We start from the raw sequence: 11,855 nt of genomic DNA, 5'->3' as shown, positions 1-11,855 counted from the left end.
CAGCCCCGGGCGGAGGCTCGTCCCGCTATCCTGTTCTCGCGCGGCTGGGACGACGCGACAGGGGCCGGCGTCAGAGGTTCATGTGGGTGACCGTTCGCGACTCACTTCTAGGATCGGCGGGGCGACGTGCACGACTTCGCGCTCCAGGATCGGCAAGTGCTGGGCGAGCTCGCGAGCTGGATCGCCGACCGCCGCGACGCACCCGTTCCCCCGCGCCCCGCCGGAGCGGCAGCGCTCCCCGAGGTGACCGGCTCGGGCATCGGGATCCGCGCGACCTGGGCTGCGTTGCGCGACGTCCTCCTGCCCTCGAGCTTCCCCACCGACCATCCCCGCTACCTCGCGTTCGTCGGCGGCTCCCCGACGCCGGCCGCCGTCATCGCGGACGCCGCCCTGTCGGCCGCTGCGGTCTACGGCGGCAGCGAGCTCGAGGCCGGTGACGTCGTCGCGGCCGAGCGCGTGGCGATCCGGTGGCTGTGCGACACCATCGGCTACCCCGAGCAGTCCCATGGGGTGTTCGTGGCCGGCGGATCGTTGGCCAACCTCAGCGCGCTCGTCACCGCCCGCCATCAACGGGTCACCGAGCGCGGAGGGATGCCCGGCATCATCGTGGCCAGCGCCTCGACCCACTCCTCGGTCCGCGCCGCGGCCGGGATCATGGGGTGCCAGGTGCTCTCGGTCGGCACCCCCGACCGGCCGCTCCACGCCGATGAGCTCACTGTCGTGCTGGACGGCCTCGACCCCGACGACGTGGTCGCCGTCGTCGCCAACGCGGGCGCAACCAACACCGGGGCGATCGACGCCCTGCGCGAGATCGCCGAGTGCTGCGAGGTGCGCGGGATCTGGTTGCACGTCGACGCCGCGTACGGCGGTGCCGCGCTCCTGGCACCCGGCCGCCGCGCCGAGTTCGACGGGATCCAGCACGCCGACTCGGTCACGATCGATCCGCACAAGTGGCTCTTCACACCGTTCGACTGCGCTGCGGTGCTCTACCTCGACCCCGCGATCGCGCGGGCTGCCCACCAGCAGCGCGCGGTGTACCTCGAGGCGGTCGAGGACGACGGGGCCGACAACCCCGCCGACTACGCGGCCCACCTGACCCGCCGCGCCCGCGGGGTGCCGGTGTGGGCCTCGCTCGTGGCCAACGGCACCGATGCGTACGTCGACGCGGTCGAGCAGTGCCTCGCGGTCGCCGAGTACGCGGCCAAGCAGATCGAGACGCTCCCCCATCTCGAGATCGTCACCGAGCCACACCTGTCCGTCGTCCTGTTCCGGCGACGCGGGTGGACCGCGGAGCACTACTCGGCCTGGTCCGCCGAGATCCAGGCCAACGGCCTCGCGCTGGTCACCCCCACCACGTTCGACGGCGAATCGGTGCTCCGCCTGTGCTTCGTCAACCCACTGACCTCGACCGATGACGTCGATCTCGTCCTGAAGACCCTGGAGTGCCATGCGCCCAACGGATGAATCAGTGCGTTCGCGGGTCAACATCGCGCAGGCCATCGTGGCACCGCTGCCGTGGGCGGTGATGACCACGGGCCTGGTGGTCAACGAGATCACCAAGCCGGCGGCCGACGTCAAGACCCCCGAGGTCGTGCTCACCTCCCTGGCCATCTTCTTCCCGCTGCTCGTCCTGCGCCTCGCCCTGGTGTCATTCCTGCACCCCGGGCGGCGGACGACTCTCCTGCTGCTGCTCGCGTCGATCGCGGCCTGGTCGGTGGGGTCGATCTCGGTCAACGCCGCGCGGGTCGACGGCCAGACCCAGTTCCCCGCGCCGGGTGAGTGGCTCTTCCTGCTCTCCTACCTCGGGATGGCCGGATATCTGCTGCGCGACGTGGACCGCCGCCAGTCCCGCCCGGCTCGCGCCTGGCTCGACATCATCATCATCTGCGGAGGCACCGCCTGCCTGGCCTCGCTCCTGCTGGTCACACCGGTGCGGGCCGTCTCCCACCAGGAGGGCTCGTCACTGCTGCTGGCGTTGATCTATCCGATGGCCGACATGATCCTCGCGCTCGTGGTCCTGGGGCAGTCGCTGCTCCAGACGCGGATCGACCGCCGCAAGTCCTGGATGACCGGCATGGCGTTCGTCCTGCTGGCAGTCGCGGACTCGGGCCTGGCCCTGCAGGGATCAGCCACCACCTACGACTTCGGCACCCTCAGCTACGCCCTCTGGGGTGCCGGGTTCTCGCTCCTCGTCGCGGCCGCCTGCCGGCCCGCGCAGACCGTGATCCGCGCGGTCCCGCGATCCGGCGACACGTTCGTGCTGGTCGGTGCCGGCGTCATCGCCCTGGCGGTGCTGACGGTTCGTCCCGACCAGACGCTCGGCTACTACATGCTGCCCCCCGCGATGCTGACCCTGGCTGCCGTCGGTGCCCGTCTGGCCCTGGCCCTCAGGGACGCCAACCGCGCGAACGACGCCTTCGCGCTGTCCCAGACCGACGACCTGACCAAGCTGCCCAACCGGCGGGCCGTGCGTGCATGGCTGTCCGAGGGCCTGGCCGATCGCACCCCCCTGGCCCTCATGCTGCTCGACCTCGACGGCTTCAAGGAGATCAACGACTCGCTCGGCCACCGTGCAGGTGACACGGTCCTGATGCTCGTTGGAGTCCGCCTGCGCGAGGCGGTGGAGCTGCCGGCCCGGGTCGCCCGTCTGGGCGGCGACGAGTTCGCGATCATCATGCGGACCACCGACGAGATCGAGCTGATGGAGACGGCCCAGAGCGTGCTGGCAGAGCTCGCCAAGCCCATCTCGGTCGAGGGGATCGAGATCTCGCCGGCGGGCTCGATCGGGGTCACGGTCGCCGGACCGGGCGACCAGGACGGCGGCGAGGTCATGCGCCGTGCGGACGTCGCGATGTACCAGGCCAAGAACTCGGGCCTGGGCGCGGCGCTCTACGACGCCGAGCTGGACGAGTTCACCCGTTCGCGTCTGAAGCTGGCCGAGGAGCTGCGGCGAGGAATTGCCGAGGGCCAGATCGAGGTCTGGTACCAGCCGCAGGTCGACGCGGCGACGATGCGGGTCTGCGGGCTCGAGGCGCTCGTCCGCTGGCGCCATCCCACGCAGGGCGTCATCAGCCCGGTCACGTTCCTGCCGGCCGCCAGGCGCGCTGGCCTGATGGGCAAGCTCTCCGAGTCCGTGGTCACGCAGGTCGTCGACGACCTCCAGGCCCGCCACGAAGCAGGCGTGGACCTCAACGTCGCGATCAACTGCGCTCCCCCGGAGCTGCTCGGCCCGACCTTCCTGCCGCACCTGTTCGCCGCCATCGACCGGGTGAAGGTGCCGCCGGACCGCCTCGTGCTCGAGGTGACCGAGGATTCCTTCCTCGCCGACCCGCAGCACACCCGTGAGATCCTCCTCGAGCTGCGTGACCACGGCGTCCAGATCTCGATCGACGACTACGGCACGGGGTTCTCCTCGCTCGCGTACCTGCGCAACCTGCCGGTGCAGGAGCTCAAGATCGACCGCACCCTGATCGGGGACGTCGCGACCGACGATCGCAGCCGGATGATCGTGGCTTCGACCATTCAGCTCGCACACGCCCTGGAGATGCGTATTGTCGCCGAGGGCGTCGAGAACGCCGCGGATCTCGCTGCCTTGGTGGCGATGGGCATCGACGAGGTGCAGGGATATCACATCGGGCGACCGATGCCTCCGTGGCAGATCGACGCGTGGCTCAGCGAGCGAGCCGCAGCGGACCGCGAGCTCGTCCCGTCGCCGTCGGCGGCATCCGAAACCGAGCTGGACAGACCTGAGCAAGAGAGGAAGGAGTCACGATGACTTCTGCACCGCTGAGATTCGTGTTCGACCCGGTGGGCGACGAGCTGGCCGCTGCCCGGCAGTGCGAGGCGGACGTCTTCCTCGAGGCCTACGGCAACACCGCCGAGGAGTTCGAGGTCGAGTACGGCGCGTACGAGGACTCGACCGGCTTCATGACGATCCTCGAGGACGACGGCCGCGCGGTGGCCGTCGCCCGGTTCATCGCCCCCGGGCCCGCCGGCCTGAAGACGCTGAACGACGTGAGCCGCCCGCCGTGGCACGTCGACGGCCTGAGGTCGGCACGCTCGGCCGGCATCAACCCCGACCGGACGTGGGACATCGCGACCATCGCGGTCCGACCCGGCGCCGGACGGGGAGGGCTGTGCGCGAGCGCGCTCTACCACGGCCTCATCCGGGCGATCTACGCCAACGACATCGAGTTCGTCGTGATGATCATGGACTCGCACGCACGTCAGCTGCTGACCAGCCTCGGCATGCCGACGCAGGCCCTGCCGGGCACCAAGACCGGCGAGTACCTCGGCTCAGCCAGCAGCACGCCGCTGTGGTCCCACGTGAACCGTGGCCTCGACCAGCAGCGGCAGGAGAGCCCCGACGCGTACCGGCTGATCTTCCAGGGCACCGGCCTGGACGGCATCTCGATGCCGAGCGACTGGGTCTGGCGACGCAAGAGCGTGACACCCGCGGACGCCTAGGCGTTCTGCGCTGGCATCGTCGAAAACCTCTGCGCTCGCAGGGAGAAGTGTCAGTGGCGACCTCTAGGTTTGAGGTATGGCCACCACGACAGCTCCGACGACAGATGATCTGTCCGATGTCGTGCGCTGGCAGGCCATGGCCGAGGCGTACGCGATCGGGCGGATGGCCGATTTCCGCGACGCGGAGATGGCTCGCACTGCCCTGATCGAGTCGTCACTTCGGCGCAAGATCGAGCGGTCGGCGATCGCGTTGACGATCGGCGAAGCCACCGGGATGTCGGAGGCGCAGATCCATCTGCTCCTGTCGATCGCCGATCGCGTGCGCGAGAAGACTCCGCAGGTGTGGGCTGCGTTTGTCGACGGGTTGATCGACTTCTCCCGCGTCCGCGACATCAGCGCCGCGATCGAAAAGCTGCACCGGGATGAGTCCATCGCCCGCCTCGAGAGTCGGGTCATCGGCTACGCGACCAGCCACACCGGCGCCGAGCTGCGGCAGTGGCTGCGCCGGTTCGTCCAGCGTGTCGAGGCCGACCTCGCGATTGAACGGGCCGAGACCGAACGCGCCGACCGGCACGTGACGGTCACTCACGGGGATGACTCGATGTCCTGGCTCAACGCCTACCTGCCGTCCCACCAGGCAGCCGCCATCGAAGCCCGCCTTCGCAAGGACGCTCGCAAGCCGGTCGAGCCCGATGACGACCGCACCGTCGCCCAGCGCGAGGCCGACCTGCTGGTCGCCTGGTGCACCAGCTCCGAGGCCGCGAAGGCGGGCATCGACGCCAACATTGCCGTCACCGTCTCAGCCGACGTGCTCGCCGGTGCTGCGCCCGGTTTCGCGGAGTCCACCGACGGCGCCTGGGCTGTCCCCGCCCCCTGGCTCGCGGACGTGACCGCGACCGGCAGCACGTTCTGGCACCGCATCGTCGTCGACCCCGTCGACGACGACGTCCTGGCCCACGAGTACGTGGGCCGGTTCGCACCCGACACCCTGGCCGTCGCTTTGCAGTTCCTCCACGGGGTCTGTCAGGCGCCCGGGTGCATGGTGCCGTCGGAGCGGTGCGATCTGGACCACCGAATACCCCACCCGGTTGGTCCCACCAGTGGCGACAACATGGGACCGCTGTGCCGAAGACATCACAACCTCAAGGGCCACGGTCTCCTGCACTGGTCGACCGGCCCACCGCACCCGCCACCCGAGCCGATCGTCATCGAGATCCACCCACCCGCGACCCACTTCGCGATGGAGTACGTCGCCGCTTGAACTCACATGGAGCCTCCGACAGGATTCGAACCCGCGACATCCTTATTACAAGTAAGGCGCTCTACCAACTGAGCTACAGAGGCGTATGGGCCGAGGCCCGGGGTCCATCGTAGCGAGGTCTAGACCTGGCCCGCCCGGCACCGCTGGAGATAGTCCGCGTCGACCTGCTCGTCGTCACCCAGATCGGGCATCTCGACGTCGTCCGCGTCGCCGACCCGCTGGAAGGTCTGCAGGTCGGAGCGGGTCTCCTCCAGGTCCGATTCAGGGACGAGCTGGTCGTCCAGCGCGAGGGCGCAGTCGCCCGCGCCGAACTCCTGCCAGCCCCCGCTGACGCCGAAGTCGTCCGTCGTGTCGGCGTACGCGCTGAGCCCGTGCACGCGGAGCATCCCGATCACCCGGACGGGTCCGTCCGAGCCGAGGCGCACCTCGTACGCGGCGCGGGTCTGCAGCTCGAGCACGACGTAGGGCTTGCCGTCCTCGTCGTCGGCCTGCGACACCTGCCAGGCAGTGGACACCTGTGGGGTGCCGAGCACGGTGACGTCGTCGGCGAACACGTTGGCGACCGCGAGCCGCGGGGAGACCGCGCTCCGGGCCTGCTTGCGCAGTGCCGCGGCGGCCCGGGCCGGGAGCACCTCGGACACTGCGTCGACCGGCTTGGCCGCGTGCCACACCGAGTCGTCGACCGTCGTGACCCGCGCCCAGCTCGCGAGGTCCGCGGCCATGCGCTCGTACGTGAGGGGGTTGACGCCTTCGGGGGCCGGAGGCGGATCGCCGGCGTCGAGCTTGCCCTGCGCCGTGGACCAGCCGAGGTCCAGGGACGCGAGGGACAACGCCGGGGGGCTGGCCGGTGCGGGCGAGGGCTGCTCGTCGGATCCGGAGGTGCACCCGGCACACACCACGAGCCCTGCCACGAACGTCCCGAGAAGTCTGCGCATCGTTCCAGTATCGGTGACCGGGACGTGGAACCGCGGTGCGACATACTGACGAGATGCCACAGCCGTACGACCGCCTGCTCGACGCGACGGCGGCCCTGGACACGCCGTTCGCCGTGGTCGACGCCCCGGCGCTGTGGGCCAATGCGACGGACCTGGTCCACCGTGCCGCCGGCGTGCCGATCCGCGTCGCGAGCAAGTCCGTGCGCGTCCGCTCGATCATCGACCAGACCCTCGCCCGTGACGGGTTCGCAGGGATCATGTCCTACTCGCTCGCGGAGTCCAACTGGCTCGTCGACCACGGGGCGGACGACGTCCTCCTGGCCTATCCGACCACCAGCCGGACGGCCCTGGAGGCCCTCGTCGCCGACGAAGCCCGGCTGGCCGCGATCACCGTCATGGTGGACAGCACCGAGTCGCTCGACCACATCGACTCCCTGCTCGGCGCCGACCACCCGCCGATCCGGGTCTGCATCGACGTGGACGCCTCGCTCAAGCTGGGCCCCGTCCACCTCGGCGTCCGGCGCTCCCCCGTCCACTCGGCTGCGCAGGCCGGGGCCCTGGCCGCGGCGATCGAGAAGCGGCGCGGCTTCGACCTCGTGGGACTGATGTTCTACGACGCGCAGATCGCGGGACTGCCCGACTCCTCCCGCGCGGTGCGCCTGGTCAAGAAGCGGTCGGCCGCCGAGCTCCTCGAGCGGCGCACCCGGGTCGTGGACGCCGTGCGGCAGCACGCCGATCTGGAGATCGTGAACGCCGGCGGCACCGGCAGCCTCGAGGTCACCGGGCGGGACCGTGCGATCACCGAGCTGACCGCGGGCTCCGGCCTGTTCTCCCCCGTCCTGTTCGACGGCTATGACGCCTTCACGTCGCGCCCCGCGGCGTACTTCGTGCTGTCGGTCGTGCGCAAGCCCGCCCCGGACATCGCGACCCTGTTCGCGGGGGGATACGTCGCCTCGGGCCCGACCAACAAGAACCGTCAGCCTGCGCCCACCTGGCCTGAGGGCCTCACGGCGATCGGCACCGAGGGCGCCGGTGAGGTGCAGAGCCCGGTCAAGGGCGACACGGCCCGAGGCCTGTCCATCGGCGACCGCGTCGTCATGCGGTACGCCAAGGCCGGTGAGATGTGCGAGCGCTTCGACCAGGTCGCGGTGGTCGGGGCGGACGGCTCCGTGGACCTCACGCCGACGTATCGCGGAGAGGGCCGGAACTTCGGATGACGGCTCGGACGACCTCACCGACGTGGCAGAACTGGGGCCGCAACGTCACGACGCACCCCGTGCGCATCGCGCATCCCGGATCGAGCGCCGAGGTCGTCCGGGTCGTCCGCGAGTCCGTCGCCGCCGGGCTCCCGGTGAAGGCGGTCGGCGCGAGCCACTCGTTCACCGCGATCGCGGCGACGGACGGCGTCCTGCTGCGGCTCGACCGCATGAACGCGATCCTCGGCGCCGACACCGCGACCGGACGCGTCCGGGTGCAGGCCGGCATCTCGCTGCACGAGCTCAACCCCCAGCTGCACGCGCGGGGGCTGGCCCTGCCGAACCTCGGTGACGTGGACCCGCAGTCGGTGGCCGGGGCGGTGTCGACCGGCACGCACGGCACGGGCGGCAGGCTGTTCGGCATCTCGGCCGCTGTCGTCGCGGTCCAGCTCGTGACCGCCTCGGGCGACGTCCTGGAGATCGACGACCAGCACGAGTGGTTCGGCGCCAGTCGGGTGACGCTGGGCGCGCTCGGGATCGTGACGGAGGTGACGTTGCAGTGCGTCCCGGCGTTCCTGCTGCACGCCCGCGAGGAGCCGATGCCGCTGCCCGAGGTGCTCGGCCGGGTCGACGAGCTCGTCGCCGACAACGACCACTTCGAGTTCTACTGGTTCCCGCACACCGAGAAGACGTCGGTCAAGCGCAACAACCGCGTGCCCGACGGCACCGGACGCCGGCCCGTCGGGCGTCTTCGCCACTGGCTCGACGACGAGCTCCTCAGCAACACCGCGTTCGAGGGCATCAACCGGGTCGTCGCGAGGCGTCGCGCCCTGGTTCCCCGGGTCAACACCCTCGCGGCGTCCGCCCTGAGCGCCCGGGAGTACGTCGACGACTCCTACAACGTGTTCGTCTCCTCCCGCCGGGTGCGCTTCCGCGAGTCCGAGTTCGCGATGCCGCGCGAAGCCCTCCCCCACGTGCTCGGTGAGCTCGCGGCCTGGTTCGGCGCCGGCCACCAGAACATCTCGTTCCCGATCGAGGTGCGGTTCACCGCGGCGGACGACGTCTGGCTGTCGACCGGCCACGAGCGTGACAACTGCTACGTCGCGGTCCACCAGTACTGGCGCAGCGACCCCACGGCGTACTTCGCCGCCGCGCAGGACATCTTCACCGCGCACGAGGGGCGTCCGCACTGGGGCAAGATGCACACCCTCGACGCGTCGTACTTCGCCAAGACGTACTCCCGCTTCGACGATTTCGTGGACATCCGCGACCAGCTCGATCCCGGACGTACGTTCAGCAACGCCTATCTCGACCGCGTCCTCGGCTGATCCACCCCGCCCCGATTTGCGGACTCCTGCACGCTTTTTGCCCGACAAAGCGTGCAGGAGTCCGCAAATCTGGGTGGGGTCAGCGCGGGGTGTGGGTGCCGAAGGTGCGCTGCCAGTACGTCAGCGGGGCCGCGTCGGTCGAGTCGGCTGCCTCGACGTCGCCGAGGACGAGGGTGTGGTCGCCGGCGACCACGAGGCGTTCCACCGTCAGCGCGACCCAGGCGTGCCGCTCGCGCAGAGCGGGCGCCCCGTCCTCGAGCTGCCAGGGCACGTCGAGGAACTTGTCGTCGCCCTTGCCGGCGAACCGCATGGCCACCTGCTCCTGGTGCGCCGCGAGGACGTTGACGCCGATGCGAGATCCCACCTCGAGCTTGGCGAGGAGATTCGACCTGTTGTCGAGCGAGACCAGCAGCATCGGCGGATCCATCGACAACGACGAGAACGCGCTCACGGTCGTGCCGTGCGGGCCGCCGTCGTGGAACGTGGTCACGACCGACACGGCAGCAGCGACATTGCCCATCGCGGACCGGAACGACTTCTGCAGCACCTCGGCGTCGATGCGTGGTTCTTGCCTCATGGTCTCGACGTTAGGCCGGGGCGCGAAACCGTGCCGGGGCTCCCGGATGGCGGACGCGCCCGTCTGCGCCCAGGTCGTGGTGTAGGGGCGAGACGCCTGGGACGATCCGCGCCACCGGGTAGGGGACAATGAGGTGTGCAGATCACGGTGCTGTCAGGCGGAGTCGGTGGCTCTCGGTTCATCGAGGGACTGTTGCGGACCAAGGGCCCGGACGCCGAGGTGACGGTCATCGCCAACACGGCCGACGACATCTCCCTGTTCGGGCTGCACATCAGCCCGGACCTCGACACCGTCATGTACACGCTCGGCGACGGCATCGACCGCGAGCGCGGATGGGGCCGCACCGACGAGAGCTGGAACGCCAAGGACGAGCTCGCGACGTACGGGATCGAGCAGGCCTGGTTCGGCCTGGGTGACCGCGACATCGCGACGCACCTCGTGCGCACCATGAGGCTGCAGGAAGGGCGCACCCTCAGCGAGGTCACGGCCGAGCTGTGCGAGCGCTGGCAGCCCGGGGTCCGGCTGCTGCCGATGACCGACGACCGGGTGGAGACGCACATCGGCATCGACCGGGACGGGCGGCGCGAGATCATCCACTTCCAGGAGTACTGGATCAGGCTCCGCGCCCAGGTGCCCGTCGAGGAGGTCGTGGTGCAGGGGGTCCAGGACGCCCGACCCGCGCCCGGCGTCGTCGAGGCGATCCGCGGGGCCGACCTGGTGCTGCTCCCGCCGTCCAACCCCATCGTGTCGATCGGCCCGATCGCCGCCGTTCCCGGCATCCGGGAGGCCATCGCCGCGACGCCCGCACCCGTCGTGGGGGTGTCCCCGCTCATCGGCGGCGGCGCCGTGCGCGGCATGGCCGACCAGCTGCTGACCGGCCTCGGCATCGAGCTGAGCGCAACCGGCGTCGCAGCGCACCACGGGGCTCGGAGCTCCGGCGGGCTCCTCGACGGCTGGCTCGTGGACACCACGGACGCCGCCCAGCTCCCCGCCCTCGAGGCCCTCGGTCTCGCCGCCCGCGCGGTCCCGCTCTGGATGACCGACGCCGGCACCACCGACCGGCTCGCCGAGGACACCGTCCAGCTCGCCCACTCGATCGGAGCCCGCCGATGACCCTCGTCTTCGAGCCGGTCGAGGGCATCGGCGAGGTCTCCCCCGGCGACGACATCGGCGCGCTGATCGCCGAGCGCTGCGAGCTCTCGCCCGGCGACGTCGTGGTGGTCACGAGCAAGATCGTCAGCAAGTCCGCGGGCCTCGCGACGACGCGTCCCAAGGACGAGCTGCTCGCCGCCGAGACCGATCGGGTCGTCGCCCGGCGGGGCCCCACGAGCATCGTGCGGACCCACCACGGCCTCACGATGGCCGCCGCTGGGATCGACAACAGCAACACCGCACCGGGCACGCTCATCCCGCTGCCGCCCGACCCCGACGGCGCAGCATCAGCGATCCGCCGCCGCCTCGAGGAGCTCACCGGGCTGTCCGTCGCAGTGGTCATCAGCGACACCGCGGGACGCGCCTGGCGGACGGGACAGACCGACATCGCGATCGGCTGCGCAGGTCTCCTGCCGGTCGACTCCTTCGAGGGACGCACCGATCCGTACGGCAACCCGCTCGCGGTCACTGCACCGGCGATCGCCGATCAGCTCGCGGGCGGGGCGGAGCTGGCCTCGGGCAAGTTCGGCGCCCGACCGGTCGTCGTCGTGCGCGGCGCCGATCCGGCCTGGCTCCTGCAGGACGACGGCCCGGGCGCCCGGGCGCTCATCCGCGACGAGGCGAGCGACATGTTCGGTCTCGGGGCCCGGGAGGCAGCGGTCGCGGCCGTCATCGGCGACCAGCCGGTCCGCGGCCTGCCGGTCGATCCGACCATGACCCTGGACGACATCGTCGACCTGGCGCTCTCAGGGCTGGACTTCCCGCGCCGCCACGTGTCGGTCGACGGCAGCACCGTCGTGCTGTCGATCGGGCTCGACGACCAGCTCGGCGCCGGCGTGCTGGCGCAGCGCCTCGTGTCCCTCGGCATCGCCCACGGCACCGCGATCGGCGTCCGGGTGACGTCGCTGCCGCAGGACTGAACCCGGGACGATCTCAGGA

10 protein-coding genes and 1 tRNA gene are annotated in these 11,855 nt (G+C 70.6%); 8 read left to right on the top strand and 3 right to left on the bottom strand.

The features are described 5' to 3' along the window. Positions 1–126 precede the first annotated feature (126 nt). From GEV27_RS15110 to GEV27_RS15095, 4 genes are all read left to right on the top strand, one after another. A complete protein-coding gene (locus GEV27_RS15110) occupies positions 127–1,464 on the top strand; it encodes an aspartate aminotransferase family protein (protein WP_153909435.1) in 1,338 nt (445 codons plus the stop codon). 4 nt (positions 1,465–1,468) lie between these two features. Continuing rightward, positions 1,469–3,775: a bifunctional diguanylate cyclase/phosphodiesterase gene (locus tag GEV27_RS18280; RefSeq protein WP_194944227.1), complete on the top strand. Its 2,307-nt coding sequence runs from the start codon at positions 1,469–1,471 to the stop codon at positions 3,773–3,775. Further along, complete coding sequence (locus tag GEV27_RS15100; RefSeq protein WP_153909437.1) at positions 3,772–4,467, top strand: hypothetical protein; 696 nt, start codon at positions 3,772–3,774, stop codon at positions 4,465–4,467. The genes GEV27_RS18280 and GEV27_RS15100 overlap by 4 nt, the downstream gene beginning before the upstream one ends. Positions 4,468–4,543: 76 nt before the next feature. Then, the gene (locus tag GEV27_RS15095; protein WP_153909438.1) at positions 4,544–5,728 is read left to right on the top strand and encodes an HNH endonuclease signature motif containing protein; all 1,185 of its coding nucleotides are present in this window, start codon (positions 4,544–4,546) and stop codon (positions 5,726–5,728) included. A gap of 7 nt (positions 5,729–5,735) precedes the next feature. On the opposite strand, the gene GEV27_RS15090 is transcribed toward GEV27_RS15095, so the two are convergent. Both GEV27_RS15090 and GEV27_RS15085 read right to left on the bottom strand, forming a co-directional pair. Then, positions 5,736–5,811 (bottom strand) — tRNA-Thr (locus GEV27_RS15090). A 36-nt stretch (positions 5,812–5,847) separates the two neighbouring features. Beyond that, complete coding sequence (locus tag GEV27_RS15085) at positions 5,848–6,663, bottom strand: hypothetical protein (RefSeq protein ID WP_153651686.1); 816 nt, start codon at positions 6,661–6,663, stop codon at positions 5,848–5,850. Positions 6,664–6,716: 53 nt separating this feature from the next. Between GEV27_RS15085 and GEV27_RS15080 the strand changes: the two genes are divergently transcribed. Both GEV27_RS15080 and GEV27_RS15075 read left to right on the top strand, forming a co-directional pair. Further along, positions 6,717–7,880: an alanine racemase gene (locus GEV27_RS15080; RefSeq protein ID WP_153909439.1), complete on the top strand. Its 1,164-nt coding sequence runs from the start codon at positions 6,717–6,719 to the stop codon at positions 7,878–7,880. Continuing rightward, positions 7,877–9,187 (top strand): D-arabinono-1,4-lactone oxidase, encoded by a 1,311-nt coding sequence (locus tag GEV27_RS15075; protein WP_153909440.1) that lies wholly within the window; start codon positions 7,877–7,879, stop codon positions 9,185–9,187. Before GEV27_RS15080 ends, GEV27_RS15075 begins: the two co-directional genes overlap by 4 nt. Before the next feature lie 79 nt (positions 9,188–9,266). Here the strand turns inward: GEV27_RS15075 and GEV27_RS15070 are convergent, their stop codons facing one another. Continuing rightward, the gene (locus tag GEV27_RS15070) at positions 9,267–9,764 is read right to left on the bottom strand and encodes a flavin reductase family protein (RefSeq protein WP_153909441.1); all 498 of its coding nucleotides are present in this window, start codon (positions 9,762–9,764) and stop codon (positions 9,267–9,269) included. A gap of 135 nt (positions 9,765–9,899) precedes the next feature. Here GEV27_RS15070 and cofD point away from each other — a divergent pair, with 135 nt between their 5' ends. Together cofD and cofE are read left to right on the top strand one after the other, a co-directional pair. Next, positions 9,900–10,877: a 2-phospho-L-lactate transferase gene (gene cofD / locus GEV27_RS15065; RefSeq protein WP_309222291.1), complete on the top strand. Its 978-nt coding sequence runs from the start codon at positions 9,900–9,902 to the stop codon at positions 10,875–10,877. Beyond that, entirely contained in the window at positions 10,874–11,836 is a 963-nt protein-coding gene (cofE, locus tag GEV27_RS15060) for a coenzyme F420-0:L-glutamate ligase (protein ID WP_153934965.1), read from the top strand. The genes cofD and cofE overlap by 4 nt, the downstream gene beginning before the upstream one ends. The last annotated feature ends 19 nt before the right edge of the window (positions 11,837–11,855 follow it).

This window comes from Aeromicrobium sp. S22 (assembly GCF_009661045.1).
Classification (GTDB): domain Bacteria; phylum Actinomycetota; class Actinomycetes; order Propionibacteriales; family Nocardioidaceae; genus Aeromicrobium; species Aeromicrobium yanjiei.
Note: the sequence above shows the minus strand (reverse complement) of the source record. Positions and strands in the feature narration are given on the sequence as shown.